Source organism: Pseudomonas sp. FBCC-B1565 (assembly GCF_059133265.1).
The window spans coordinates 1,032,136-1,058,868 of record NZ_CP101438.1 but is presented as its reverse complement, the minus strand read 5'-3'; the positions used below and the strand labels follow the sequence as shown (position 1 = coordinate 1,058,868).

Below are 26,733 nucleotides of genomic sequence, written 5' to 3'. Positions count from 1 at the left end.
GAAGACTCTCCTGGCTGGGTAAGTGATGGACCCAGTATCAAGGCCTCATCCCTGACGAATAAGCCCCTGGCGCCCAATTCACTCTTGCGCTCAGGTCACGAATCAGCAGGCATACCGCGCCAGCTTGGCCTGGATAAAGTCCAGGAAACACTGGATACGCAACGCCAGCTGCGAGTTGCGGTAGAACACTGCGTGGATCGGCTGGCGATACCCGCTGTTGAACGCCTCCAGCACCGGCACCAGGCGCCCGGCCTCGATATCGTCAATGGTCATGAAGTTCGACAGGCAGCAGATGCCCTGCCCCTCCAGCGCCAACTGGCGCACGGTTTCGCCGCTGGACGCGGCCACGCCGGGCTGGATCAGCCAGCGATCGCCCTCCACATGGCGCAGCGGCCAGTGGTTGAGGGTTTCGGTCTGGGTGAACCCCAACAGCGTGTGATCGGCCAGCTCGGCCACCGTGGTGGGCGTGCCGTATTGCTTGAGGTAGCCGGGGCTGGCGAGGATATGCAGCGGCGTACAGCCAAGAGATCGCGCGTGCAGGGTCGAGTCAGCCAGGGCGCCGATGCGAATGGCGATATCGGTGCTCTGTTCCAGCAGGTCGATGATCACGTCATCGCTGTTCAACTCCAACTGGATATCCGGGTAGAGGCTACGAAACTCGGCGATGTACGGCACGATCCCATGCAGCATGAACGGCACGGCAGCGTTGACGCGCAGGCGCCCCGCCGGTTTCTGCTGGCGTGATGACAGGCGCTCTTCCAGCTCTTCCATCTGCGCCAGGATCACCTTGGCCTGCTCGAAGAAGTACTTGCCCTCTTCGGTCAGGTCCATGCGCCGCGTGGTGCGGTTGATCAGCGTGGTGTCGAGCTTGGCTTCCAGGCGCGACAAGGTGCGGCTGACAGCCGAGGGCGTCTGCCCGACTTGCTCGGCGGCGGCGGAAATCGAACCACATTCAATCACGCTGACGAAGATCTGCAGCTCATCGGACCGGGCTTTCACAGGCGCTCCTCGTTATCGGTTCAGCGCAGCTTACACCGAGAATTTGAACACCTGCGCCAGATGCTGCTCGTAGCGCGCCACGTCAGCTTCGATGGCCGGGCGTTTCATCACGTCCACGCACAGGAACGTGGGCAGGCCGGTCATGCCGAGGAACTCGTTGGCCTTGTGGAACGGGAAATACACCGCGTCCACGCCCTTGGCTTCGAAGAAGTCGGTCGGGTCGTCGAAGGCTTGCTGCGGCGCGTTCCAGGTCAGCGAGAGCATGTACTGTTTGCCGTGGATCAGGCCGCCGCTGCCGTATTTCTGTGAGGCATCGGAGCGGGTGCGGCCGTCGCTGGCGTACAGGCTGCCGTGGCCTTCGGTGAAGACTTCGTCGATGTACTTCTTGACGATCCACGGTGCACCCATCCACCAGCCGGGCATCTGGTAGATGATCACATCGGCCCAGAGGAATTTGCCGACTTCTTCGGCCACGTCGTAGCCTTCGTCGATGTGGGTGACCTTGACGTCGATGCCAGCACGATCCAACGCCGCCACAGCGGTGTCATGCAGGGTAGTGTTGTAGCGGCCATCGGAGTGAGCGAACTTTTTGCCGCCGTTGAGCAAGAGGACTTTTTTCATGGGGTATCCAGAGGGGTTAACAATGTCTGCCGGCAGGCTATCGACATTGCCCCCTCGGAATAAGCAGCGGTGAGGCAAAATACATTTGACCAAAAAGCACGAATCACCTGCGCATTGTTAACCACTGATCAGCAGATGGGCGCCCAGCAATGCCATGCCGATGAAAAATACGCGCTTGAACAACACCGCACTGATGCGCTGACGCACTACCTGACCCAACCACATGCCCAATAGCGCCGGCACCAGCGCCAGCAACGACGCGTTGATTTCACCGCCACCGAGCGTGCCGCGCCAGGCCAGCCCTGCGGCCAATGCCAGGGTGGAAACAGTGAACGACAGCCCCAGCGCCTGCACCAACTGATCACGGTTCAGGCCCAGGGCTTGCAGATAGGGCACGGCGGGAATCACGAACACACCGGTCGCCGAGGTGATGATGCCGGTGATCACCCCGCACACGGGGCCCAGCCAACGTTCAGTCGCAGGATTTACGTTGAACGTCGGCAGGAACAAACCGCTCAGCGCATACACCAGCAACGCCCCGCCCAACGCATGGCCCACCCAGCTTCCCCCGCTCATGCCCAGCCACAACGTGCCCAGCCCAGTGCCCAGGAAGATCAGCAGCAGCATCGGCCACAAGCGCCTGAGCAACGCACTCAAATGACCACCGGACGCCAGTTGCCACAGGTTGGTGATCGTCGAAGGGATGATCAGCAACGCCGCAGCCTGCGTCGGCAGCATAGCCAGGCCGAGCAAGCCCATGGAGACTGTCGGCAAGCCCAGGCCAATCACACCCTTGACGGTGCCGGCGAGCATGAAGGTGCCGATCACCAGCAGTGTCAGGGCGGGGCCGATATTTTGGTAGAACGCGAGGAAGGTATTCATGGAGTGATTGTGCGGTTTTTCGATGAGGTCGAAAATTCGCCATATACTGAGGCAGACTCTTGTTTTTACAGAGGCTGGTGCCATGCACTTTGACCTGATAGACCTGCGCCTTTACCTGCACATCTTCGACACCGGCAACATCACCGCCGGGGCGGCCCGCAGCCATTTGTCCCTGGCTGCCGCCAGTGCGCGTATCCGGGCAATGGAGGCTTCGCTGGGTATCGCGTTTCTTGAACGTGGCCGCCGTGGCGTTACCCCTACACCCGCCGGCAAAGCCCTGGCCCGCCATGCCAGACTACTGCTGCAACAGGCCGAGCACCTGCAACAGGACCTTGCCGAATACGCCAACGGCATCAAGGGCCAGGTGCGCCTGCTGTGCAACACCACGGCCCTCAGCGAATACCTGCCGGAGTTACTGGCAGACTTTTTGCGCGAACACCCCAACCTCGACATCGACCTGCAGGAACTGCCGAGCCTGCGCATCACCCAGGCCTTGCGCCAGGGCACGGCGGACCTCGGGATCATTTCCGACGCGGTAGACACCCACGGCCTGCAGACCCTGCCGTTTCGCGATGACCCGCTGGTGCTGATCACACCGCAGGATCATCCGTTCACCGCAGGGAGCTTTATCGATAGCCTGCAATACGACTTTGTGGGCCTCACCGCCCACAGCGCGTTGACGGTTTACCTCGAAGAACAGGCATTGCACGCAGGTTTCCGTCTGCAAACACGCATCCGCGCCGAGGGGTTTGATGGGGTGATCCGCATGGTCGCCCGCGGCGCCGGCCTGGGTATCGTGCCCCAGGCGGCACTGGAGCGCTGGCCACTGGAACCCACCTTCAAGGCCCACCCCCTGCAAGAGGAGTGGGCCTGTCGGAAACTGCTGTTATGTGCGCGCTCGTTCGAACAGCTGCCCGGTTATGCCAAGGCCTTGTTCGACGCCTTGGCCCTGCCCTTGCGGAAAAACCCGTAATACACCGCCGACAGAATCAACAGGAACGGCACACCAAACACCAGCGTCATCTTGAACGCCTCGGTGAAATACGTGGTGATCATCACCGCGCCCATCAGCACTAGGCCCAGCAAGGTGCTGTAGGGAAAAAAGCGCAGTTGGAACGACAGCTTCGGCCCGCCGTGGCACTGGCGGTAGCGACGGAAGAACAGGTGCGTAAGGAAGATCATGAACCAGGTGAAGATCGCGCCGAACATCGAGATTGCCATCATCAAGGTGAACGAACTTTCCGGGTACACCACGTTGAGCAACGTCGCCAGGGCGATGCCCGAACTGGACAGCAGCAACGCGTTCAGCGGGATGCCGCTCTTGCTCAAGGTGCCCATGGACTTGGGCGCGAAGCCGGCACGGGACAGGCTGAACATCATGCGGGTGGTGATGTAGAGCTGGCTGTTCATGGCCGAGAGCGCCGCGATCAGGATCACGAAGTTCATTACCCCGGTAGCGCCGGGAATGCCGATGGTCTGCATCACCGTGACGAACGGGCTCTGGGTCTGCCCGGCCTGGTTCCACGGCACGATGGCCAGCATCAGCGCCAGGGTCAGCAGGTAAAACACCACCAGGCGCACGATGGTCGCACGGAAGGCTTTCTTCACCGCCTGCTCCGGGTCGGCGGCTTCACCGGCGGCCACGGCGATCATCTCCACACTCAGGTAGCTGAAGATCGACACGATCACCGCGATCCACATGCCGCTCAGGCCATGGGGGAAAAACCCCTCGTGGGCCGTGTAGTTCTGCACGCCGTACTCCGGGTTGCCGGAACCGAACACTACGTACACCGCAAGGATGATGAAGCCGACGATGGCGCTGATCTTGATCGTCGAGAACCAGTATTCGAAGTTGCCGAAGGTCTTCACGCTGATGGCGTTGAGCAGGATCAGCACGCTGGAAAACGACACGATCCACACCCATTCCGGCACGTTGGCGAACCAGTACTTCATGTACATCGCCACCGCCGTGACCTCGGCGCCCACCGCCAGCACGATCGCCGCCCAGTAGGCGTAGCGCACCAGGAAGCCGGCCAGCGGGCTGATATAGAACTCGGCATAGGCGCCGAACGAGCCGGAGGTGGAATGCGCCACCGTCATCTCCGCCAGGCAGCCCATCAACAGCAAGGTGATCAACGCGCCGATGGCGTAGCTCACCAGCACACTGGGCCCGGCATACCCAATGGCATAAGCACTGCCCATGAACAGCCCGGTGCCAATGGCGCCGCCGATGGCGATCATGCTCATCTGGCCGGAAGTGAGCTGGCGCCGCAGGCCCAGTTCGCGGTGGGTGATCTCGGCAAAGCCGGTGTCTGGCGTAGTCACGTGGTGTGCCCCTTTATTATTGTGATTGCACTATTGAACTGTTGTCACAGATTCCCTGTGGGAGGGGGCTTGCCCCCGATAGCGGTGGATCAGTCAACGCTGTATTGGCTGGCACACTGCAATCGGGGGCAAGCCCCCTCCCACATTTTTATCTGCGTTGTGGTCAGGTGACGCTGTTGCGGACTTTGAACTGCGGTTGGTCCCAGGTGTGGTTGTCGAGGATTTCACCCAGGATTTCCACAGCGTCAAACACCTCGGTAAAGCTTGTGTACAACGGCGTGAATCCAAAGCGCATGATGCGCGGTTCGCGGTAGTCACCGATCACGCCACGGGCGATCAAGGCCTGGATCACGGCATAGCCTTCGGGGTGTTCAAAGCTCACATGACTGCCACGCCGGGCGTGTTCACGCGGGGTGATCAGCACCAGTTCATGAGCAGCGCAACGTGCTTCGACCAATGCGATAAACAGATCGGTCAACGCCAGGGACTTGCTGCGCAAACTCGCCATATCGGTCTGGGCGAAAATCTCCAGCCCACATTCCACCATGGCCAGCGAGGTGATCGGCTGGGTGCCGCACAGGTAACGCGCGATGCCGGCACTCGGTGCGTACGTCGACTCCATGGCGAACTGCCGGGTGTGGCCGAACCAGCCCGACAATGGCTGTCGCACCACATCCACCAGCGCCGGGTTGACCCACACAAACGCCTGGGCGCCCGGGCCGCCGTTGAGGTACTTGTAGGTGCAGCCAATCGCATAGTCGGCACCGGCCCGATGCAGGTCGATGGGCACCGCGCCTGCCGAGTGCGCCAGGTCCCAGAGGCTCAGCGCGCCGCACTCATGGCTCAGGGCGGTCAGCGCCTGCATGTCGTACATGTAGCCGGTCTTGTAGTTGACGTGGGTGAGCATCACCACCGCCACGTCCTGGTCGATGGCCTCGGGCAATTCGTCCGGGCTGTTCACCAGGCGCAGGGAATAACCCTGTTGCAGCAGCTCGGCCAAGCCCTCGGCGATGTACAGGTCGGTGGGAAAGTTGCTCGCCTCGCTGACGATCACCTTGCGGTGCGGCTGGCGTTGACGCTGCACGGTCAACGCAGCGCTGAGCACCTTGAACAGGTTGATGGACGTGGTATCGGTGATCACCACTTCGCCGTCGCCCGCGCCGATCAGCGGCGCCAGGCGGTTGCCCAGGCGCTGGGACAGGTCCGCCCAGCCAGCACTGTTCCAACTGCGGATCAGGCCATTGCCCCACTCTTCGGCAATCACCGCCTGAGCCCGTGCCAATGCCTTCACCGGGCGGGCGCCGAGGGAATTGCCGTCGAGGTAGATCACCTCCTCTGGCAACGCAAACTGGCGGCGCAATGGCGCCAGCGGGTCCTGTTCGTCGAGGGCTTGGCAGTGGCTTCGAGTGGTCATGGATAGTCCTGGCTTTTATAGGTAAGGATGGACCAAATAATGAACGAACTTTTAGAGAATTTTCGTGCAAAGTGGCGGGCAACAGGCTAATTAAGCTGTAGGAAATTCGAATTTAACCCCCAAACACGCGGATTTATTCTAACCATGATTCTCGACGCCACCGACCTGCGCCTCCTGCATTTCCTGCAACAGGATGGCCGCATCAGCAACCAGGAATTGGCCGAAAAAGTCGCGCTGTCACCGTCCGCGTGCCTGCGCCGTCTGCGCCTGCTGGAGAGCGAGGGCATCATCAGCGGTTACCGTGCGGTGTTGAATGCGGAGCAGTTGGGGATCGAGCTGGAGGCCATCGTGCACCTGTCGTTGCGTCAGGATGTGGAGGATTGGCACGAGACGTTCATCAAGAAGGTGCAAGGTTGGCCGGAGGTCGCCAGCGCCTACGTGATCACCGGCGCCAGCAACTATGTGCTGCGGGTGCAGGCGCGCAACCTCAAGCACTTTTCAGACTTTATCGTGAACCACCTGAACCGCACGGCGGGGGTGATGGATATCCGCTCGGAGATTGTGTTGCAGAAGATCAAGGATCGGGATGAGGTGCTGGACTTGGTGGTACGCAAATAACCGCAACACCATCGGTCAAATGTGGGAGGGGGCTTGCCCCCGATGAGGGAGTGTCAGTGGCTGAACTGTTCAATGACACACCGCTATCGGGGGCAAGCCCCCTCCCACATTTTTGAATCGCGTTTAATCTTCCAGAGCGCGGACTCGCTGCATGCGTTTCTGCTCCACCGGCGCCTCCGCCACCTGCAGCTCAAAGTCAAAATCGATCTGCGCAAACCGCCCTTCCACGCCAAACTCCTGCGCCAGTTGCGGGTCGTCGCTGAAGCGAATCTCGGCGATCAACTCATCCCGTGTCGCATAGGCAAAGTCATCATGCAGGTACGGGTCATCCGACAGGTTGATCTGCGTGGTCAGGTGCCGATGCCCCGGCGCCGAAATAAAGAAGTGGATATGCGCCGGCCGCTGCCCGTGGCGCCCGAGCTGATCCAGCAGTTGCTGGGTCGGCCCGGTCGGTGGGCAACCGTAGCCCGACGGCACGATACTGCGGAACCGGTAGTTGCCTTGGGCATCGGTCTCGATGCGTCGGCGCAGGTTGAACTCCGATTGCGTCGGATCGAACCACGAGTAAGTCCCCCCCGTGTTGGCCTGCCACACGTCCACAATCGCCCCGGCCAACGGTTTGCCGTTGGTGTCGCGCACCTGCCCGCGCATGAACAGCGGCACCGCGTCGTCCTTGCCATCGTCCAGCCGCGCCTCGACCTTTGACAGCGGCGCCCCGGCCACATACAACGGCCCTTCAATGGTGCGCGGCGTGCCGCCGGATTTGCCGGCTTCCTCATCGGCGGCGTCCATCAGCAAGTCCAGGTAATGCTCCAGGCCCAGCCCGGCGGCGAGCAATCCGGCTTCCTGGTGCTTGCCCAGTTCGTTGAGGTAGTTGACCGCCTTCCAGAACTCTTCCGGGGTCACTTCCAGGTCTTCGATGATGTTCACAGTGTCGCGCAGGATCCGGTAGATCAGCGCCTTGGTCCGCGGGTTACCAGCGTCGTTGAGGTTGCCGCTGGCTTCTTCGAGAAACTGTTGGGCATGGGCAGTCTGGGACAGTCGGATGGACATGGTGCATTCCTCATCTTGTAGTTATTCGTTTGGAAGCCGGCCTAGCGGTCGTCTTCATGGATCGACGACGGGTGCCGGCACAGGGCGTTCACTTCGATGGCCATATAGGGGAACAACGGCAGTTGCATCAGCAGGTCATGCAGTGCCTGCACGCTGTCGACATCGAACACGCTGTAGTTGGCGTAGTGCCCGGCGATGCGCCACAGGTGGCGCCATTTGCCTTCCTGTTGCAGGCGCTGCGCCAGGGCCTTTTCATCGGCCTTGAGGCTGGCAGCGCGCTCGGGGTTCATGTCGAGCGGCAGGTTCACGGTCATTTTTACGTGGAACAACATGGCAGGCGCCTCTTAGTGTTTGTCACGACGGAAGAACGCCAGGCGCTCTTCATCGATGGCCAGGCCCAAGCCCGGTGCGGTGGAGATATGCAGCTGGAAATCGCGGTACACCGGCGGCTCGGTGAGGATGTCTTCGGTGAGCAGCAACGGGCCGAACAGTTCGGTGTCCCACGCCAGTTTGTTCAGCGTAAGAAAGGCATGGGCCGACGCCAGGGTGCCAATGCCGCCTTCGAGCATGGTGCCGCCGTACAGGCCGATCCCCGCCGCTTCGGCAATCGCGGCAGTACGCAACACCGCACGCGGGCCGCCGTTCTTGGCGATCTTGAGGGCGAACACCGACGCAGCGCCTTCTCGGGCCAGGTTGAACGCATCCTCGACGCACTCGATGGACTCATCCGCCATGATCGGCGCCGGGCTCGACAGGTTGAGCCGCGCCATGCCGCTGCGGTTATTGCGCGAGATGGGCTGTTCGATCAGGTCGATGCCATTGTCGCCAAGCACCTTGCACGCCCGCAGTGCCACCGCTTCGTCCCAGGCCTGGTTGACGTCGACGCGCACGCTGGCGCGGTCGCCCAGGGCCTGTTTGATCGCGATCACGTGGGCCAGGTCGTGGCTGACTTCACCGGCGCCGATCTTCAATTTGAAGAGGCGGTGGCGGCGCAGGTCGAGCATCTTTTCGGCCTCGGCAATGTCCTTTTCGGTGTTGCCGCTGGCCAGGGTCCAGGCCACCGGTAGCGCGTCGCGCACACGCCCGCCGAGCAGCTCGCTGACCGGTAGGCCCAGGCGTTTGCCGAGGGCGTCGAGCAAGGCGCTTTCGATACCGGACTTGGCAAAGGTGTTGCCACGAATGCTGCGCTCCAGGCGCAACATGGCGGCGTTGATGTTGCTGGCGTCCTGGCCGATCAGCAGCGGCGCGAAGTGCCGGTCGATGTTGACCTTGATGCTGTCGGGGCTTTCATTGCCGTAGCTCAGGCCGCCAATGGTGGTGGCTTCGCCGATGCCTTCGATGCCGTCGGCGCAGCGCAGGCGGATGATCACCAGGGTCTGGTTTTGCATGGTGTGCATCGCCAGCTTGTGCGGGCGGATGGTGGGGAGGTCGACGATGATCGTCTCGATCGACTCGATGGCGCAAATCGGCATGGCAATACCCGTTGGGTTCTTTATTGGTTTTAGCCGATTCTGTGCCGTATTTTTCAAGGCTTCCAATATAGAATGGGTCTCACACAATACCCTCAAGGTATGAAAGGAGCCGTCATGGAACTGCGTCACCTGCGCTACTTCCAGGTGCTGGGGGAAACCCTCAACTTCACCCGCGCCGCCGAACGCCTGCACATCGCCCAGCCGCCATTGAGCCGGCAGATCCAGCAATTGGAGGATGAGCTGGGCGTCATTTTGCTTGAGCGTGGCCGACCGCTGCGACTGACCGAGGCCGGGCGTTTTTTCTATGAACACGCCAACGTGCTGCTGGAGCAATTGAACAAGGTCTGTGACAACACCCGGCGCATCGGCCAGGGCGAGAAGACGTGGCTGGGCATCGGTTTTGCGCCGTCGACCCTGTACGGCGTGCTGCCTGAATTGATCCGCCGGCTGCGTACCCATGAGGCGTTGGAGCTGGAACTGGGGCTGTCGGAGATGACCACCTTGCAGCAGGTCGAAGCGCTCAAGGCCGGGCGCATTGATGTGGGGTTCGGGCGGATTCGCATCGATGACCCGGCCATTGTCCAACGCGTGCTGGTGGAGGACCGGCTGGTCGCCGTCCTGCCCGCCGGCCACCCGTTGCTTGATGCGCCCGCCACCCTCGCCCAACTGGCTGCCGAGCCCTTTGTGCTCTACCCCGGCAACCCACGCCCCAGCTATGCCGACCATGTGATCGCGCTGTTCGACGCCCACGGCCTGAGCCTCAAGGTGGCGCAGTGGACCAACGAATTGCAGACCGCCATCGGCCTGGTCGGCGCCGGCATGGGCGTGACGCTGGTGCCGGCCTCGGTGCAAGTGCTGCACCGCGCAGACATCGGCTACACACCGGTGGTGGAGGCCACTGCGACGTCGCCGATCATTCTCAGCCGACGGGTAAATGACCAGTCGCCGGGTCTCAGTCATTGCCTGCAACTGGTGGAAGAGTTGATCTAGCCACGCAGGCGCCGCGCATCGTTGCGCTGCAAGGTCTGGCTCGGCGACTCATCGAACAGCTTGCGATACTCCGCCGAGAACCGCCCCAGGTGAGTAAAGCCCCAGCCCAGGGCGATTTCGGAAATGGTGCGGGTAGAGCCGTGCTCGAGGATTTCCTGGCGTACCGCGCACAGGCGGTGCTTCTTCAAATAGGCCATCGGCGACAGGGCAAAATATTTGCGAAAGGCATCGAACAACTTGAACCGCGACACCCCCGCAGCAGCTTCCAGGTCTTCCAGGTGCACGGCGTCCCGAGCGTTGTCATGGATGTACTGCCGCGCACGGATCAGGTAATGCGGCAGCTTCACGCCGAGGACATCGCGCAGTTCTTCGGAGTAGTTGTTCGGCTGGGCCAGGATCAGGCCCTTGATCAGCGAGCTTTCCAGGTCGCGGGTAAAAGCGGCCTGCTCGTATAACTCGCTTCCATGCTCAAGCTCGGCGATGAAGTAGCGCGCCATGCGCCACCAGGACGCTGAAGCCCCGTCCACGGCGTCCATCACCGACTCAAAGCGCAGCGGCGCCTCAATCGGCCGTTGCAGCAAACCTTCCAGTGACTCACTCATCGCCGCCCGCGTGATCACCACCTGCAACTTGCGACAATCGCCGGAAATCGCCAGCACCTGATGCTCGTTGGGCGAGATGATCACACCCTGGTCGCGGTTGGAGACCAGGCGCTCACCGTTCTTGCTCAACTCCTGCTCGCCCACCAACGGCAGGCTCAAGCTGTAGCTGCTGAAGTGCTCGGCGTCTTCGATGTCGATGGTCACGTCGGTGCCGTATTCGATCACGCCCAGGGTGGTGGCGCGGGACTTGAACACGTTGGCGCTGTGATGAAAGCGCAGGCGCTCCGGCGTATTGGTGGCCAGGCGGTGGGGCCCGCAAATGCCCGACATCCAGCTGCGGGCACCTTCCAGGTCGAAGCGTTGAATCGTTTGGCTGCTCATCAGGGTGCACCCACGGCGGTTAGGCTGTTGCGCGCTCTGGCGGCGCGTCGTTGTTGTTCGACAGCAAATAATGCGCCACGCCGGCGCAATGGCCAGCGGGTGGATAGCAATAGTCGACTAAGTGGATAAACCACCGGTTTTTCCGGCCATTGCCCTGCAAGACAGTAGCGCATCCCGTCACCTTCCTGCACCGGGTTGGGTATTTGCTGCCCAATTATCCGGCGCAGGTTCCCCCACTAAGCGGATAGCCCGCACCCTGCACCACTGCCTCTAATAAACCACCGATTAGCCCCTATCAAAAAGGTGCCTCCCATGAGTGGTGCAAGAAGCGTCGAGCAGTGGAAAACGTTTATCGAAGGTTGCCTGGACTTTCGCCCGGTGGATGAAGTGTTCCGCATCGCCCGCGACATGTTCACCGAGCCGGAACTGTTCGATCTGGAGATGGAACTGATCTTCGAAAAGAACTGGATCTACGCCTGCCACGAAAGCGAACTGGCCAACAACCACGACTTCGTGACGATGCGCGCCGGGCGCCAGCCGATGATCATCACTCGCGATGGCGAAGGCCGCCTCAATGCGCTGATCAACGCCTGCCAGCACCGCGGCACCACGCTGACGCGGGTCGGCAAGGGCAACCAATCCACGTTCACCTGCCCGTTTCATGCCTGGTGCTACAAGAGCGATGGCCGGCTGGTGAAGGTCAAGGCACCGGGGGAATACCCGGAGGGTTTCGACAAAGCCACACGCGGCCTGAAAAAGGCGCGCATCGAGAGCTACAAGGGTTTCGTGTTTATCAGCCTGGACGTAAATGGCAGCGACAGCCTGGAGGACTTCCTCGGCGATGCCAAAGTGTTCTTCGACATGATGGTTGCGCAGTCCGCCACCGGTGAGCTGGAAGTACTGCCGGGCAAATCCGCCTACACCTACGACGGCAACTGGAAGCTGCAGAACGAAAACGGCCTGGACGGTTATCACGTCAGCACCGTGCACTACAACTACGTGGCCACGGTGCAGCACCGGCAACAGGTGAACACCGAGAACGGCACCGGCGCCGGCAGCACCCTGGACTACAGCAAGCTCGGCGCCGGTGACGCCAACACCGATGACGGCTGGTTCGCCTTCAACAACGGCCACAGTGTGCTGTTCAGCGACATGCCCAACCCCAGCGTGCGCTCCGGCTACGCCACCATCATGCCGCGTCTGGTGCAGGAGCACGGCCAGCAAAAGGCCGAGTGGATGATGCATCGCCTGCGCAACCTGAATATCTACCCGAGCCTGTTCTTCCTCGACCAGATCAGCTCGCAGCTGCGCATCATCCGCCCGGTGGCGTGGAACAAGACCGAGATCATCAGCCAGTGCCTGGGGGTGAAGGGCGAGTCCGACGCCGACCGCGAAAACCGCATTCGCCAGTTCGAGGACTTCTTCAACGTGTCCGGCATGGGCACGCCGGATGACCTGGTGGAGTTCCGCGAAGCCCAGCGCGGGTTCCAGGGCCGGCTTGAACGCTGGAGCGATATCTCACGCGGCAGCCACCGCTGGGAAACCGGCCCCACGCCCAACAGCGAAGCCATCGGCATTCAACCGGCCATGACCGGCACCGAGTTCACCCATGAAGGCCTCTACGTGAACCAGCACCGCAACTGGCAGCAGTTCCTGCTCAAGGGCCTGGACAATCAAGCGCTGAAACTGCGGGAGGTGAACTGATGAATGCCCCATTGCAGTACCGGATCGAGCAGTTCTTCTACCGCAAGTCCGAGTTGTGCGACGCCCAGGACTGGGACGCCTATGTGCAGCTGTTCGACCCGCAGAGTGAGTTCCACCTGCCGCAATGGGACTCGGAGCACGTCTACACCCGCGACCCCAAGCGCGAGATGTCGTTGATCTATTACGCCAACCGCTCGGGCCTGGAGGACCGCGTGTTCCGCCTGCGCACCGGCAAGGCGGCGTCGGCCACACCGATGCCGCGCACGCTGCATTTGATCAACAACGTGCGCATCGCCGAACAGGCGGATGGCACGCTGGAGGTGAAGTTGAACTGGCACACGCTGTTCTATCGCCTGGCCACTTCAGAGCAGTTTTACGGCCACGCCACCTACACCCTGAAACCTGAAGGCGACAGCTGGTTGATCACCCGCAAGCATGCGTTGCTGCTCAACGACACCATCAACTCGGTGCTGGATTTCTATCACCTTTGACAGCCGACTGTGACTTGTAGTGAGCGGGCTTGCCCCGCGCTGGGCTGCGCAGCGGCCCCAAAAGCTTGGGAGCGCTGCGCACTCCAGCGCGGGGCAAGCCCGCTCACTACAGTTATAAAATCCATGGAGAACGGTGGATGAATCACAAAGTAGCCTTCAGTTTTGCCGACGGCAAGACCCTGTTCTTCCCCGTCGGAGCCAATGAAATCCTGCTGGATGCCGCGTTGCGCAACGGCATCAAGATCCCGCTGGATTGCCGCGAAGGCGTGTGCGGCACCTGCCAGGGCCGTTGCGAGTCCGGCGACTACAGCCAGGATTATGTCGACGAAGAAGCGCTGTCCAGCCTCGACCTGCAACAGCGCAAGATGCTCAGTTGTCAGACGCGGGTGAAGTCCGACGCGACATTCTATTTCGACTTTGATTCGAGCTTGTGCAATGCGCCGGGGCCGGTTCAGGTCAAGGGCACCGTGAGCGCGGTTGAGCAAGTGTCGGCCAGCACGGCGATCCTGCAGGTGCAGTTGGAGCAGGCGCTGGACTTTTTGCCCGGCCAATATGCACGCTTGGCGGTGCCCGGCACAGACAGTTGGCGCTCGTACTCCTTCGCCAACCTGCCAGGCAATCAACTGCAATTCCTGGTGCGCCTGCTGCCCGATGGGGTGATGAGCAACTACCTGCGCGAGCGCTGCCAGGTCGGCGATGAACTGATGATGGAAGCGCCACTCGGCGCCTTCTACCTGCGCCATGTCACCAAACCCTTGGTGCTGGTGGCGGGCGGCACCGGATTATCAGCCCTGCTGGGCATGCTCGATGAACTGGCCGTCAACGGCTGCGACCAGCCCGTGCACCTGTACTACGGCGTGCGTGGCGCAGAAGACTTGTGTGAAGCGGCGCGCATCCAGGCCTACGCCGCGAAAATCCCGGGCTTTCGCTACACCGAAGTGCTCAGCGCGCCCTCGGACGAATGGCCCGGCAAACGCGGCTACCTCACCGCGCATTTCGACCTGGCCGAATTGCGGGACAGATCGGCGGATATGTACCTGTGCGGCCCCCCTCCAATGGTCGAATCCGTCCAACAATGGCTGGCGGATCAGGCACTTGATGGCGTTCAGTTGTATTACGAAAAGTTCACGCAGAGTAATATCTGACCCTCAGCACTTCTGAGGGGTAGATGCGGCGTGCACTCCACCCTGAGAAAAACAAGTAGAAGGGAATGTTAATGGCGGATGACATGGTTAACCCGGTGGGCCTCAAGCGTGGCCTGAAGAACCGGCACATTCAGCTGATCGCCTTGGGAGGGGCGATCGGCACGGGGTTGTTCCTCGGCTCGGCCGGGGTACTCAAGTCGGCGGGGCCGTCGATGATCCTCGGCTACGCGATTGCCGGTTTTATCGCGTTCCTGATCATGCGCCAGCTCGGCGAGATGATCGTCGAAGAGCCGGTGGCCGGTTCCTTCAGCCATTTTGCGCATAAATACTGGGGCGGCTACGCAGGCTTCCTGGCCGGCTGGAACTACTGGGTACTCTACGTACTGGTGGGCATGGCCGAACTGACGGCGGTGGGCAAGTACATCCAGTTCTGGTGGCCGGAGATCCCGACCTGGGTCAGCGCGCTGGTGTTCTTCGTGGCGGTGAACCTGATCAACACCCTCAACGTGAAGTTCTTCGGTGAAGCCGAGTTCTGGTTCGCGATCATCAAGGTGGTGGCGATTGTCGGCATGATCGTGCTCGGCTGCTACCTGCTGTTCAGCGGCACCGGCGGCCCGCAAGCCACGGTCAGCAACCTGTGGAGCCACGGCGGGTTCTTCCCCAATGGCGGCATGGGGCTGTTGATGTCCATGGCGTTCATCATGTTCTCGTTCGGTGGCCTGGAACTGGTCGGCATCACTGCCGCCGAAGCCAGCGAGCCGCGCAAAGTGATCCCGAAAGCGATCAACCAGGTGGTGTACCGCATCCTGATTTTCTACGTCGGCGCGCTGACCGTGCTGTTGTCGCTCTACCCATGGGACCAACTGCTGCAGACCCTTGGCGCGTCGGGCGACGCCTACAGCGGCAGCCCATTCGTGCAGATCTTCTCGCTGATCGGTAACGACACCGCCGCCCACATCCTCAACTTCGTGGTGCTGACCGCGGCGCTGTCGGTGTACAACAGCGGCGTGTACTGCAACAGCCGCATGCTGTTCGGCCTGGCCGAGCAAGGCGACGCACCCAAATCGCTGATGAAGTTGAACAAGCAAGGCGTGCCGATCCGCGCCCTGGCGATTTCGGCCCTGGTGACGATGTTGTGCGTGGTGGTCAACTACGTCGCACCGAAGAGCGCCCTGGAGCTGCTGTTTGCGCTGGTGGTTGCCTCGCTGATGATCAACTGGGCGCTGATCAGCATCACCCACATCAAGTTCCGCAAGGCCATGGGCGAACAAGGCCTGACGCCGTCGTTCAAGACCTTCTGGTTCCCGTTCAGCAACTACCTGTGCCTGGCGTTCATGGTGATGATCATCAGCGTGATGCTGGCGATTCCGGGCATCAGCGAGTCGGTGTATGCGATGCCGGTGTGGGTGGGGATTATCTACATTGCCTATCGGCTGCGGGTTCGCAGGAGCCACGCGGTAGTCAACGCGCAGTGATGCCTGTGGGAGGGGGCTTGCCCCCTCCCACATTTTGTTTACAGCGTGGAGCGTACTCGCCACAACTCGGGGAACAGCACGGTGTCGAGCATCTTGCGCAAATACCCCACACCCTCCGTGCCACCCGTGCCCGGCTGGAAGCCGATGATCCGCTCTACCGTCGTCACATGGCGGAAGCGCCACTGGCGGAACGAATCCTCCAGGTCGATAAACTTCTCGGCCAATTGATACAGGTCCCAATAACGGTTCGGGTCGCGATACACCTCGCGCCACGCCGCCTCCACCGACTCATCGTGAACCGTCGCCGCCGTCGGGTCGCGCTCGGCACGTTTCGGATCAATCGCCAGGCCCGCCTTGATCATCAGGTTGATCGCTTCGTCATACAGCGACGGCGTGGCAATCGCCACTTTCAACTCGTTCAACAGCTCAGGCCGGTGGGCATGGGGCCGCAACAACGCCGCGCTTTTATTGCCGAGGATAAATTCGATCTCACGGTACTGGAACGACTGGAACCCCGACGACTGGCCCAGGAACGGGCGGATCGCCTTGTACTCTGACGGCGTCATCGTGGCCAGCACCGCCCAGGCGTGCACCAGTTGATCGAAGATCCGCGACACCCGCGCCAGCATCTTGAACGCCGGTGGCAGCTCGCCCAGGCGCACGTGTTCACGGGCGGCCTTGAGCTCGTGGAGCATCAGTTTCATCCACAGCTCGGAGGTCTGGTGCTGGATGATGAAGAGCATTTCGTTGTGGTCCGGCGACAGCGGGTGCTGGGCGCTGAGGACTTTGCCCAGGTCCAGGTAATCGCCGTAGCTCATGGACTCGGAAAAATTCAGTTCGGCGTTATGCCATTCTTCCGGAGGTTGGTAATCGGCAGAGAAGGGACATTGGCTCATCGCGTGGGCTCCTTGAGCGGGCGGAGAATGGCGCGGACAGGGCTCGCGTCGAGGTTGGCAAAACGCAGCGGCAGGGCGATCAATTCATAGTCGCCCTCGGGGACGTCATCGAGCACGATGCCTTCAAGAATCGCCATGCCATGGCGCGCCACGGCGTTGTGGGAATCCATGGTCTTGGACTGCTGTGGGTCCAGGGATGGCGTGTCGATACCGATCAAGCGCACTCCCAGGCTGGCGAGCAACTCGATGGTCTGTGGGGCGATGGCGGTGAAGTTCGAATCCCATTCGGTAAGCGGCGCTTGTGGATAAGTACGCAGCAACACACGCTCGGGCACGTTATCCACACGGCCCTCCAACTGATGCGGCTGCACCAGCGCGCCGCTGTCCAGGCAATGCAGCACGCGGCACGGCCCCATATACACATCCAACGACACCTCACCAATGGCCGCGCCGTCCGCGCTGTAATGCAGCGGCGCATCCACATGGGCGCCGGTGTGCGGCGACAAGGTGATGCGCCCGACATTCACCGGACATTCCGGGCCAAACTGCCATACGCGCTCTTCCTGGAACGGCGTATCCCCCGGCCAGGTCGGGGTCGCCGTACTCAAGGGCGGGCTGATATCCCACCACGTTTTTATTGGGTTCATTTGCAGGCTCTCGGCGGTTACTGGGGTGAATGATACGAGGGCCGGCCGCGAATTTTCTTGCGAATTCTGGCGTGAAGGGGGAAATCTTTCGCACTTATTGCGAGGAAATAGCGGATTGGTGATGGGTTATATCAAATAAACACCGCTGCGCTTCTGGGCATCCCGATGTCGAGTTCAGACCACTGACGCAACGCCCCAGGCCTTAGTGTGGATCCTTCCATTCCCTGCCTCGGAGGCATCATGTCCAAGCCCATCACCGTACTGCGCGACACCCACCCCCTGCCGGTCCTGGACGCCTGCAAATGGGAAAAGCTCGAAGGCGACCCGCACACCGTCAACCTCAACGCCTACACCAGCGAAGACGGCAGCAAGATCATGGGCACCTGGATCTGCACACCGGGCAAGTGGTACGTGGATTACGTGAAGTGGGAATACTGCCATTTCCAGGAAGGCTACTGCATCATCACGCCAGAAGGCATGGAGCCGATTCACTTGCGCGCTGGGGATATCTTTGTGGTGGAACCAGGGATGAAGGGGACGTGGGAAGTGGTCGAGACGGTGCGTAAGTATTTTGTGTTTGCTTGAACTGGCAATCCGCTGATTTCAAGAACAGAAAACCGCCTGTAACGGCGGTTTTTTGTGCGTTTCAGCGGCTCTTGCCAGCCAAGGGGCCTGTCGGCTCCATGTCTTTACCATGCTCAATAGCTACGCTGAAAAACCTTTTTTGATTGGCAGACGTTGGGCCGCCAAGCTTCTTGGCTTCGGCGCAAAACGTCTCGACCCATTGCGTGTCTGATTTCTGGTTTGTCGCTTTCATTAACCCAAGCCTCTGTGAGCCTTGTACATGCGCCCAATACTAGGTGCGCTCAACTGAAATCACAAGGCGGTGCTTTTCGTCATAGGTGAAGCCAAGTCGCTTATACGTCTGTACGACGTCTGGTCGTGGCTCCTGAATTTCGATTCGAGAGCACCCGATGACACGCGCGTATGCGTCGATGGCGCCGAGGGCAAGCGCAGCGATCAAGCCTTTCAAGGGATGTTCGCTATCTGAGTTACCTTCGAGAAGCACAATCTTGATCGTGACTTTACTGTCACGAGGCGTTGCGTAACAGAGGCCACATAGTTGCTCATCGTGCCAGATCGACAAATCAAACCCTTTAGCGTCCAAGGCCCTCCAGGCCGGAACATCCTCCCAGGGAAATTGGGCGTCACCTCCCCAGAGGTAAAACGCCTCTATGGCCCGACCATCAATCACATCGAAGCGTACTTTCGCAGCGTCGAGCCACTGATGGCCCAATGCAGTCCACTGCTCGATGAATGAAGCCAGTGCCGCCTTTCTCGATTGAGATTGAAAGACCAGGTACTTGAGGGAGTTCGAGTATCGACGTGCCATTACGATCAGATTCTTACGAGTAGAGTGGAAAGATCAGAAAGCCGCGTTAACAACGAAAGGGCGCAAACCGTAGCAAGATCGGGTGTAGCCTTGGGCCAACGATGAATTCAAGATTTTTCAGGCGTATTCGTCACGAGCAATGGAGCCCTCCCCATGACGGCTGAATTCGACAGGCAAAAAATCGTCATCTTCACCGGCTCTGGCATCAGTGCCGAAAGTGGCCTGGACACGTTCAACGACGAAACCGGACTGTGGATGGACCATCGCGTCGAAGACGTCGCTACGCCCGAGGCATGGCATAGACACCCCGCGGACGTGCTCGCGTTCTATAACGCGTTGCGGCACAAGGCGTGGGCTGCGCAGCCCAATGCGGCGCACCGCGCCCTAGCGGAGTTGGAGCAGCAGTTTGATGTAGTGGTGATCACGCAAAACGTCGACGACCTGCACGAACGGGCAGGGTCCACGTGTGTTCTGCATCTGCATGGTCAAATCAACCTGGCGCAAAGTACGGTCGACGAGCAACTGATTTACAAGATCGACGATAAGCCGATCTTGCTCGGCGACACCTGTGAAAAAGGCAGCCAATTACGCCCGTATATCGTCTGGTATGGCGAAAATGTGCCAAATATCGAGAAGGCGCTGCAGCACTTTAAAAACGCAGAGAAAGTGCTGGCCGTGGGCACATCACTGACCACTCAACCGGCCGCAGGCTTGGTTACGAAAGCCAGGCACTCTGCCGAAAAGGTCCTGATTGGACTGGCTGTTTCGCGTAAGCCCTACGGCTACGAATTCATGCGAGGAAAGGCATCAAGCCTGGTGCCTTATGTGGTGGGATGCTGGCTGAAAGGCCAAAAGGCTCGTTAACCGCAAAAACCCGGGGGCCCACTGAAGGCAGGCTCCCGGAAACGCCCCTACTTGGGCTTGCGATAGCTGTTGATGATCGCCGAAAAGTCCTTGCCCCCTTCCCCGCGCTGGCTCATCGATTGATACAACTGTTGGGCCACGGCGCCCAGGATCACGGGTTGCTTCGCCTGACGTGCCGCTTCGGTAGCCAGGCCCAAATCCTTGAGCATCAGGTCCGCACCAAACCCACCGGTGTAGCCACGCGACGACGGCGCCGTTTCGATCACGCCCGGCCATGGGTTGTAGGTGTCGGAACTCCAGCAACGCCCGGTCGAGCTGTTGATGATCCCCGCCAACACCTGAGTATCGATGCCCAACGCGTCGCCCAATGCCATGGCTTCGCTGACGCCAACCATGCTGATCCCCAACAACAGGTTATTGCAGATCTTAGCGATCTGTCCGGTGCCCACCTCACCGCAGTGCACGATGTTGCGGCCCATCTGCGCCAGCACCGGTTGCAGGGTAGCGAACAGTTCCGGGGTGGCGCCGACCATGAAAGTCAGCGTCCCAGCAGCGGCGCCACCGGTGCCGCCGGAGACTGGGGCGTCGGCTACGGTTACGCCTTGCCTGGCCGCCGCAGCCGCTACGTCGCGGATGGTTTGCGGGTCGATGGTGCTGCAATCCACCGCCGGTACGCCTTTGCCGATGCCGGCGAGTACACCGTCTTCATTCAGCCACACGCTGCGCACATGGGCGGCGGCGGGCAGCATGGTGATCACCAGCTCAGCGTCTTTCGCCGCATCGCGTGGTGAATCGCTGATGGTGCCGCCCAACTCGGCCAATTCCTTGAGTACCACCTGGTTCAAGTCGAACAGGTTCAGCGCGTGACCTGCCTTGATCAGGTTTCGGGCCATGGGGGCCCCCATGTTGCCCAAGCCGATAAATGCAATCTTCATGGTTGTCTCCCGGAATCAGCGCAGGTTGATGGTGGTGTTGACGCCATCGTTGACCGTGTCGTCATCGAACCAGCGGCTGGTGACGGTCTTGGTCTGGGTGTAGAACTGCACCACTTGCTTACCGTACGGGCCGAGGTCGCCGAGCTTGGAGCCCCGGGAGCCGGTGAAGCTGAAGAACGGCACCGGCACCGGAATCGGGATGTTGATGCCGACCTGGCCTACATCGATTTCGCTCTGGAATTTACGCGCCGCCGCGCCGCTCTGGGTGAACAGGCCAGTGCCGTTGCCGAACGGGTTGGCGTTGACCAGGGCGATGGCTTGGTCGAGGGTGTCGACTTCCAGCACCACCAGCACCGGGCCGAAGATTTCCTCGGTGTAGATACGCATATCAGTGGTCACGCCCGAGAACAGGGTTGGGCCGACAAAATTGCCTTGCTCGAAGCCCGGCACCTTGATGTCGCGGCCGTCCAGCTCCAGCTTGGCGCCTTCTTTCACGCCGCTTTCGATCAACTCCAGGATGCGTGCCTTGGCGCGCCTGGAAATCACCGGGCCGACATCGGTGCCGGCCTCGCTGCCCGCGTTGACCTTGAGTTTCTGCGCCAGCGCCTTCAGATCCGGCAGCCATTGCTTGGACGCACCCACCAGCACCACCACCGAGGTAGCCATGCAACGCTGACCCGCCGCGCCGAAACCGGCACCGACCAGGGCATTGAGGGTGTGCTCACGGTTGGCATCCGGCAGCACCACCGCATGGTTCTTGGCGCCCATCATCGACTGCACGCGCTTGCCATGTTTGCCAGCCAGGTCGTACACATGGGTGCCCACTGCCGTCGAACCGACGAAGGACACGGCCTTGATGTCCTTGTGGGTGCACAGCGCATCCACGACATCCTTGCCACCGTGCACCACGTTGAGCACGCCAGCCGGCACACCGGCTTCCAGCGCCAGCTCCACCAGCAGCATGGTCGACAGCGGGTCCTGCTCGGACGGCTTGAGGACGAAGGTATTCCCACAGGCGATGGCCATCGGGAACATCCACAGCGGAATCATCGCCGGGAAGTTGAACGGGGTAATGCCGGCGCACACACCGATCGGTTGGCGCAATGTGTAGGTGTCGACGCCACCGGCGACGTTCTCGGCGAATTCGCCCATTTGCAGGGTGCCGATGGAACAGGCGTGCTCCACCACTTCCAGGCCACGGAAAATATCGCCTTCGGCATCGGCAATGGTCTTGCCCTGCTCATTGCTGAGCACCACGGCAATGCGCTTGGAATGTTCGCGGATCAAGGCCTGCAGCTTGAGCATGATGCGCATGCGCGCGCCGATCGGCGTCAGCTTCCAGGTCTGGAAAGCTTGATGAGCGGCGTCGATGGCGGCGTTGACTTCATCGGCGGTGGCGAACGGGACTTTGGCCAGCACCTCTTGGGTGGCGGGGTTGACGATGTCTTGCCAATGGGTGGTCTTGGACTCGACCCATTCACCATTGATCAGCAACTTGACCTGTTGCACGGAAATATCGGCGGATGCGTTCATGTGGTCTCCAATCTTATATTTATACAGAGACAAGGCGCGTAACCGCCTTGGGAAATGAGGCGTTCGGACTGTTTTTGGAGTATAGATGTGCAAATCTCTAATAAGAACGCACATAAAAGCCGGACCAATATGCAAAAAAACATCACGTCGCTGGGCTCCCTGAACTGGGATGACCTGAAGTTTTTCCTCGAAGTGGCTCGCACCCGCAAGGCCAGCGTGGCCGCCAAGCGCCTGGCGGTTGACTACACCACCGTGTCGCGGCGCATCAGTTCACTGGAAGTGTCCCTCGGCACCCTGCTGTTCGAAAAATCCCGGACCAACGGCTTCGTCCTCACCAGCGAAGGCCAGCGTTTACTCGGCTATGCCGAGTCCATCGAAAGCACCCTGCACATGGCTTGCGAACAAGTCTCCGGCTCCGGCGTGGCGCTGTCCGGGCATGTGCGCATGGGCTGCACCGAAGGGTTCGGCAGCTTCTTCGTCACCCCGCAACTGAGCCACTTCGTCGACACCTACCCGGCCATCTCGGTCGACATCCTGCCCCTGCCCCACTTCATCAGCCTGTCCAAGCGCGAAGCCGACATCGTCATCGCACTGGAACGGCCGGAACATGGGCCGTATGTGTGCTGCAAATTGTGCGACTACAAATTGCAGCTGTACGCGACCCAGGAATACCTGGACCAACACCCGCCCATCCGCAAACCTGCGGATTTGGCCGAGCATCCGTTTATCAGCTATGTGGATGATCTGGCGTTCAGCTCGGAGCTGCTGTACCTGGCCAACGTGGTGCCCGGCGCCAGCGCCAGTTTGCGCAGTACCAGCGTGATTGCGCAGTACGTGGCGGCGCAGCAGGGGCGGTCGATGGCGATACTGCCGTGCTTTTTGGCGGCGCAGGATCCGCGGTTGTTGCCGGTGTTGGGGGAGCAGATTTCCATCACTCGCCAGTTCTGGATGTACTGCCGGGAGGATTTGCGCAAGTTGAAGCGGATTACGTTGTTGTGGGATTACATCAGGGAAGTGACGGAGCAGAATCAGGGGTTGTTGATGGGGGAGACAAGGGAGATCAGGTTCGCGGATTAAAGGGCCATCAACGATGATTCGCTTTAATTTGCAGGACGTTTCCTAGAGAATCTCTGGCCTATTGCGCCGCAAGATTTGACTGTCTAGCCTCCTCGGGTCGCTGCAAAACAGCGATTGGGTTTAGCGACCCGAGAAACGTAGGCTCAATCTCCGCAACTCCTTTGGCTGGCATTTTTGCCTGCCTTATCGTGTTATGGCGGCTGTGCGCGGGAGACCTTCGGGGTCTACCGGGTTCCCTAGGTTACCGGTTCGCTAACCCGCGTACAGCTGCCACCTCTCCATGTTTAGCGACGTGCCGTGGCGGTTTCTACTTATTAACCTAAGGAAAAACCATGTCCAAAATCGTCCCCGACCCACCGCTCTCCTCCCTCACCACCCTCGGCGTCGTCACCTTCGGCGACTACGGTGAAAACGAAAAACCCCTGTTCCGCGTCAATTCCGGCATGCCGATCGAGGAAGCCTTGGAACACGCCTCCACCCTGCTGTTCTACTCCAAGAAACTCGCGATGGAAGCCGCCATGGATGTACGCGGCGAGCAATACGCATGGGCTGCGCATTATCTGTGTGAGATGGGCAAGGCCGTGGTCGATGACCTGACGCAGGCGATGACGCCAAGCCGTTAAGCGAACGCAGCTCAAATGTGGGAGGGGGCTTGCCCCCGATGGCGGAGCGGCAGTTGACATCTAATCGACTGCTCTACCGCTATCGGGGGCAAGCCCCCTCCCACATTTTGATTGCATTTCAGGTTGGGACAGGGCGAAACCTATCAGTCCGCAATCACCACAATCGACACCCGCCGATTTTCCGTGCGCCCTGCCGCCGTATCGTTGGAGGCCACCGGCTCGCTGCTGCCCAGCCCGCGCAGCTGGATGTTCTCTTCCTTCATGCCCACACCGGTCAGCACCGTCGCCACGCTTTTCGCCCGGCGCAGGGACAGTTGCTGGTTGTAGGTTTCCTTGCCCGATGCATCGGTGTGGCCGTCGACGCGCACGCGTTCGATGCCCACGCCCAGCAGGGCCTTGCCGATGCGTTGGACGATGTCGGTGCTGGGTTGGTTGAGCGTCTCGACGTCGCTGCCAAACAGCACTTTACCGGACAGGCCGAAGGCCCAGCCTTCGTCGGTCAGTTCGAAGCCTTGTTGCTTGAGGACCGCGACTTGTGCCGGGGTGAGGCCTTTGGGTGGGGCGGTCTGGCAGCCGCCGAGGGCGAGCAGTGACACCAGCAGGGTGATAAACATGAAGCGCGCGGTCGTGAACAAAGGGTCAACTCCTGTGTTGAACGTTGACGACGGGGCTCTCCGACTCCGCCGTTTGCTGGCCGCCCGAGGACAAGCGCTTGGCCTGGTACATCGCCGCATCGGCGGCATTGAGCAAGGTGCCAGGTGTGGCGCCATGATCGGGGTAGATAGCGATACCGATACTGAGTGAGGTCAATACCTGGGTGTTGCCGGGCACCGGAATCGGCAGGTCCATGCTGGCGATGATTTTGTCGGCGATGCGCTCGGCGTCTTCCACCTTGTGCAACGGCGCCAGCAGGATGGCGAACTCATCACCGCCCAGGCGCGCGACCAGGTCATCCTCACGCAATTGCGCACGCACGCGCTCGGCCACGGCCACGAGCACGGCATCACCGGCGGCGTGGCCAAAGCTGTCGTTGATCTCTTTGAAGCGGTCGCTGTCGAGGTAGAGCACCGCCAGTTGTTCCTTGGCCTTGGCCGCACTGCGCAGGGCACGGATCAGACGCCCTTCGAAGAACGCGCGGTTGGGCAGGCCGGTGAGGCTGTCGTGGTTGGCCTGGTGGGCGAGGGATTCGTTTTCGCTTTGCAGGTGGTTTTGCCAGGCTTCCATCTCGCCGAGCAAGGCATTGAAGTCGCTGCCCAGGCTGTCGAGCTCGGCGATTTTTGCCGGGGGTACGCGGCGGTCGAAGTCGCGCTCGCTACGGGCGGCGTGGGCCACGGCGGCGAGACTTTGCAGTGGGCCGGTGATACCACGCAACAGGCGTCGCGCCAGGTGCAGGGCAATCCACGCGCTGAGCGCGGTGCAGATGAGGATCCCGGCCAGGCCGCTGAGCAGGAAGCGCAAGAGGCTACCGCCGTGACCGGTGAGGTGAGTGCTGCCGATGGCTCGGCCTTGGTGGAGGATAGGCTGGCTGATGGGTTGTTCGAGCAGGGTGTGCGCCAGTTCCAGTTCAACTCGCGAGAGCATGCCGGTATCCGGACGTATCCACTGCGCCAGCAACTTGCCATTGGCGTCGAAGACTTCGGCCTGGGCCACTTCTTCGGTGGAGGCGATCAGGCTGAGGGCTTCGGTGGCTGCCGCGCTGTCGTTGAACACCACCGCCGCTTCGACGGTGTAGTTGATGGAGCGCGCGATCAGGTGCAGGTTGTGTTCGGCGTACACCCGCAACGCCAATACACCCAGCAGGGTCAGCGAGACGCTCGCCAGCGTCACGGCCACCAGCGCCAGGATCAGGTGCCCTCGGCCAATGACCGAGCGCAACGTCGGTCGCACGTTATCGGCCTTCATGGCGCAGGCGCTCGGCGACGGGACAACTGCAGCACGCTGGGGTGAATGCGCACACCGCTGCGGGCGACGGAGTCGAGGTTGACCTCGAAGGACACTTGCTCATCACTCACCCGCAGGCAGAACAGGCTGCCCACGGTGCACTGGTCGCCGCCTTCGCTGATGCTGAGCACCGGGTGACCGATCAGCGAAGTGAACAACTGGCTACGCTCATCGGCACTCAGCTTGCCGATGTACACCGCATCGCACGCATTGACGATATCGGGATGGTTGGCCAGCAGGCGCTGCACCACCACCGGACGACCGGTGGCCTGGGTGGTGCCTTTGATCAGGTCGTCGGTGTATTGGGTGGGGCCGACGATGCACAGGCGCAATTGCGCAGGCTCGACCGGCCAGCGCGCATAACTGAGGATACCGAGTACCACTTGGGTGACCGACTGGGCGCGCTGGGCGGCGAGGCCTGCGGGGTCGGGCGCCTGGGCGAAGGTGTGTGGCGCGAGCACACACAGCACCGCCACCAGCAGCAGGCGTCTCCAGCTCAAACTGCGCTCTGTGGGCGAGACAGCCACGTTCATGCAGCGATTCTCTCAGGTGTTTTTTAGATGATGCCGCAACGATAGCACAGCGGCGCAAAAACCCCGCGAAGAGTAGGCCTTCGCGGGGGCCGCTATTTTTCCAGAAAAATCAGTCGACT

Annotated in this window: 29 protein-coding genes; 11 read left to right on the top strand and 18 right to left on the bottom strand. The window is 60.9% G+C overall.

Annotation, left to right across the window (positions count from 1 at the left end):
- Positions 1–102: 102 nt before the first annotated feature.
- From NL123_RS04990 to NL123_RS04980, 3 genes are all read right to left on the bottom strand, one after another.
- On the bottom strand, positions 103–999 hold the full coding sequence (locus tag NL123_RS04990) for a LysR substrate-binding domain-containing protein (RefSeq protein WP_494357333.1): 897 nt from the start codon (positions 997–999) through the stop codon (positions 103–105).
- A 30-nt stretch (positions 1,000–1,029) separates the two neighbouring features.
- Positions 1,030–1,620: an NADPH:quinone oxidoreductase MdaB gene (mdaB, locus tag NL123_RS04985; RefSeq protein WP_071496364.1), complete on the bottom strand. Its 591-nt coding sequence runs from the start codon at positions 1,618–1,620 to the stop codon at positions 1,030–1,032.
- Between the two features lie 117 nt (positions 1,621–1,737).
- On the bottom strand, positions 1,738–2,502 hold the full coding sequence (locus tag NL123_RS04980) for a sulfite exporter TauE/SafE family protein (protein ID WP_248484472.1): 765 nt from the start codon (positions 2,500–2,502) through the stop codon (positions 1,738–1,740).
- Positions 2,503–2,584: 82 nt separating this feature from the next.
- Between NL123_RS04980 and NL123_RS04975 the strand changes: the two genes are divergently transcribed.
- Complete coding sequence (locus tag NL123_RS04975) at positions 2,585–3,475, top strand: LysR family transcriptional regulator (RefSeq protein WP_248484474.1); 891 nt, start codon at positions 2,585–2,587, stop codon at positions 3,473–3,475.
- Here the strand turns inward: NL123_RS04975 and NL123_RS04970 are convergent.
- Complete coding sequence (locus NL123_RS04970; RefSeq protein WP_248484476.1) at positions 3,421–4,827, bottom strand: amino acid permease; 1,407 nt, start codon at positions 4,825–4,827, stop codon at positions 3,421–3,423. The two genes, NL123_RS04975 and NL123_RS04970, sit on opposite strands and share 55 nt — an antisense overlap.
- Before the next feature lie 163 nt (positions 4,828–4,990).
- Entirely contained in the window at positions 4,991–6,241 is a 1,251-nt protein-coding gene (kynU, locus tag NL123_RS04965) for a kynureninase (protein WP_494357332.1), read from the bottom strand.
- 144 nt (positions 6,242–6,385) lie between these two features.
- Here kynU and NL123_RS04960 point away from each other — a divergent pair, with 144 nt between their 5' ends.
- Positions 6,386–6,859 carry an Lrp/AsnC family transcriptional regulator gene (locus NL123_RS04960; RefSeq protein WP_003176072.1) on the top strand — a complete coding sequence of 158 codons (474 nt, stop codon included), beginning with the start codon at positions 6,386–6,388 and terminating at the stop codon, positions 6,857–6,859.
- Positions 6,860–6,982: 123 nt separating this feature from the next.
- Here the strand turns inward: NL123_RS04960 and catA are convergent, their stop codons facing one another.
- Genes catA through NL123_RS04945 form a run of 3 tightly spaced genes read right to left on the bottom strand, consistent with a single transcriptional unit; the run spans position 6,983 to position 9,384 of the window.
- The gene (catA, locus tag NL123_RS04955; RefSeq protein ID WP_494357331.1) at positions 6,983–7,912 is read right to left on the bottom strand and encodes a catechol 1,2-dioxygenase; all 930 of its coding nucleotides are present in this window, start codon (positions 7,910–7,912) and stop codon (positions 6,983–6,985) included.
- Positions 7,913–7,953: 41 nt separating this feature from the next.
- Positions 7,954–8,244 (bottom strand): muconolactone Delta-isomerase, encoded by a 291-nt coding sequence (catC, locus tag NL123_RS04950; RefSeq protein WP_071496358.1) that lies wholly within the window; start codon positions 8,242–8,244, stop codon positions 7,954–7,956.
- Positions 8,245–8,256: 12 nt separating this feature from the next.
- A complete protein-coding gene (locus tag NL123_RS04945; protein ID WP_494357330.1) occupies positions 8,257–9,384 on the bottom strand; it encodes a muconate cycloisomerase family protein in 1,128 nt (375 codons plus the stop codon).
- A gap of 114 nt (positions 9,385–9,498) precedes the next feature.
- Between NL123_RS04945 and NL123_RS04940 the strand changes: the two genes are divergently transcribed.
- A complete protein-coding gene (locus NL123_RS04940) occupies positions 9,499–10,374 on the top strand; it encodes a LysR family transcriptional regulator (RefSeq protein ID WP_016974899.1) in 876 nt (291 codons plus the stop codon).
- Here NL123_RS04940 and NL123_RS04935 read toward each other — a convergent pair.
- Positions 10,371–11,357 (bottom strand): AraC family transcriptional regulator, encoded by a 987-nt coding sequence (locus tag NL123_RS04935; protein WP_494357329.1) that lies wholly within the window; start codon positions 11,355–11,357, stop codon positions 10,371–10,373. The genes NL123_RS04940 and NL123_RS04935 overlap by 4 nt on opposite strands.
- A gap of 312 nt (positions 11,358–11,669) precedes the next feature.
- Here NL123_RS04935 and antA point away from each other — a divergent pair, with 312 nt between their 5' ends.
- From antA to NL123_RS04915, 4 genes are all read left to right on the top strand, one after another.
- Positions 11,670–13,061: an anthranilate 1,2-dioxygenase large subunit gene (antA, locus tag NL123_RS04930; RefSeq protein WP_494357328.1), complete on the top strand. Its 1,392-nt coding sequence runs from the start codon at positions 11,670–11,672 to the stop codon at positions 13,059–13,061.
- Entirely contained in the window at positions 13,061–13,552 is a 492-nt protein-coding gene (gene antB, locus NL123_RS04925; protein ID WP_058425695.1) for an anthranilate 1,2-dioxygenase small subunit, read from the top strand. The genes antA and antB overlap by 1 nt, the downstream gene beginning before the upstream one ends.
- A 137-nt stretch (positions 13,553–13,689) precedes the next feature.
- Positions 13,690–14,697, top strand: a complete 1,008-nt coding sequence (gene antC / locus NL123_RS04920) for an anthranilate 1,2-dioxygenase electron transfer component AntC (protein ID WP_248484488.1) — start codon at positions 13,690–13,692, stop codon at positions 14,695–14,697.
- Positions 14,698–14,768: 71 nt separating this feature from the next.
- On the top strand, positions 14,769–16,172 hold the full coding sequence (locus NL123_RS04915; protein WP_248484490.1) for an amino acid permease: 1,404 nt from the start codon (positions 14,769–14,771) through the stop codon (positions 16,170–16,172).
- 38 nt (positions 16,173–16,210) lie between these two features.
- Here NL123_RS04915 and kynA read toward each other — a convergent pair whose 3' ends face one another.
- Together kynA and kynB are read right to left on the bottom strand one after the other, a co-directional pair.
- A complete protein-coding gene (kynA, locus tag NL123_RS04910; RefSeq protein ID WP_015885870.1) occupies positions 16,211–17,068 on the bottom strand; it encodes a tryptophan 2,3-dioxygenase in 858 nt (285 codons plus the stop codon).
- Positions 17,065–17,715, bottom strand: coding sequence for an arylformamidase (gene kynB, locus NL123_RS04905; protein WP_248484495.1), 651 nt, complete (start codon positions 17,713–17,715; stop codon positions 17,065–17,067). The genes kynA and kynB overlap by 4 nt, the downstream gene beginning before the upstream one ends.
- Before the next feature lie 240 nt (positions 17,716–17,955).
- Here kynB and NL123_RS04900 point away from each other — a divergent pair, with 240 nt between their 5' ends.
- Complete coding sequence (locus NL123_RS04900) at positions 17,956–18,300, top strand: cupin domain-containing protein (RefSeq protein WP_015885872.1); 345 nt, start codon at positions 17,956–17,958, stop codon at positions 18,298–18,300.
- A 61-nt stretch (positions 18,301–18,361) separates the two neighbouring features.
- Here NL123_RS04900 and NL123_RS04895 read toward each other — a convergent pair whose 3' ends face one another.
- Positions 18,362–18,532 (bottom strand): hypothetical protein, encoded by a 171-nt coding sequence (locus NL123_RS04895; protein ID WP_248484497.1) that lies wholly within the window; start codon positions 18,530–18,532, stop codon positions 18,362–18,364.
- Between the two features lie 39 nt (positions 18,533–18,571).
- Positions 18,572–19,108, bottom strand: a complete 537-nt coding sequence (locus NL123_RS04890) for an N-acetyltransferase (RefSeq protein WP_248484499.1) — start codon at positions 19,106–19,108, stop codon at positions 18,572–18,574.
- Between the two features lie 153 nt (positions 19,109–19,261).
- On the opposite strand from NL123_RS04890, the gene NL123_RS04885 reads away from it, so the two are divergent.
- Positions 19,262–19,972, top strand: a complete 711-nt coding sequence (locus tag NL123_RS04885) for an SIR2 family NAD-dependent protein deacylase (protein WP_248484501.1) — start codon at positions 19,262–19,264, stop codon at positions 19,970–19,972.
- Between the two features lie 47 nt (positions 19,973–20,019).
- Here NL123_RS04885 and mmsB read toward each other — a convergent pair whose 3' ends face one another.
- Both mmsB and NL123_RS04875 read right to left on the bottom strand, forming a co-directional pair.
- On the bottom strand, positions 20,020–20,907 hold the full coding sequence (gene mmsB, locus NL123_RS04880; RefSeq protein ID WP_248484503.1) for a 3-hydroxyisobutyrate dehydrogenase: 888 nt from the start codon (positions 20,905–20,907) through the stop codon (positions 20,020–20,022).
- A 15-nt stretch (positions 20,908–20,922) separates the two neighbouring features.
- Positions 20,923–22,440: a CoA-acylating methylmalonate-semialdehyde dehydrogenase gene (locus NL123_RS04875; protein WP_494357327.1), complete on the bottom strand. Its 1,518-nt coding sequence runs from the start codon at positions 22,438–22,440 to the stop codon at positions 20,923–20,925.
- 129 nt (positions 22,441–22,569) lie between these two features.
- Between NL123_RS04875 and NL123_RS04870 the strand changes: the two genes are divergently transcribed.
- A complete protein-coding gene (locus tag NL123_RS04870; RefSeq protein WP_093128239.1) occupies positions 22,570–23,517 on the top strand; it encodes a LysR family transcriptional regulator in 948 nt (315 codons plus the stop codon).
- 332 nt (positions 23,518–23,849) lie between these two features.
- Entirely contained in the window at positions 23,850–24,140 is a 291-nt protein-coding gene (locus tag NL123_RS04865; RefSeq protein WP_494357326.1) for a DUF3077 domain-containing protein, read from the top strand.
- Between the two features lie 143 nt (positions 24,141–24,283).
- Here the strand turns inward: NL123_RS04865 and yfiB are convergent, their stop codons facing one another.
- From yfiB to yfiR, 3 genes are read right to left on the bottom strand one after another with little or no spacing between them, the layout of a single operon-like run.
- Positions 24,284–24,775 (bottom strand): outer membrane lipoprotein YfiB, encoded by a 492-nt coding sequence (gene yfiB, locus NL123_RS04860; RefSeq protein WP_494357325.1) that lies wholly within the window; start codon positions 24,773–24,775, stop codon positions 24,284–24,286.
- A gap of 4 nt (positions 24,776–24,779) precedes the next feature.
- On the bottom strand, positions 24,780–26,042 hold the full coding sequence (gene dgcN, locus NL123_RS04855; protein WP_494357324.1) for a diguanylate cyclase DgcN/YfiN: 1,263 nt from the start codon (positions 26,040–26,042) through the stop codon (positions 24,780–24,782).
- Positions 26,039–26,614: a regulatory sequestration protein YfiR gene (gene yfiR, locus NL123_RS04850; RefSeq protein ID WP_248484525.1), complete on the bottom strand. Its 576-nt coding sequence runs from the start codon at positions 26,612–26,614 to the stop codon at positions 26,039–26,041. Before yfiR ends, dgcN begins: the two co-directional genes overlap by 4 nt.
- Positions 26,615–26,733: the final 119 nt, after the last annotated feature.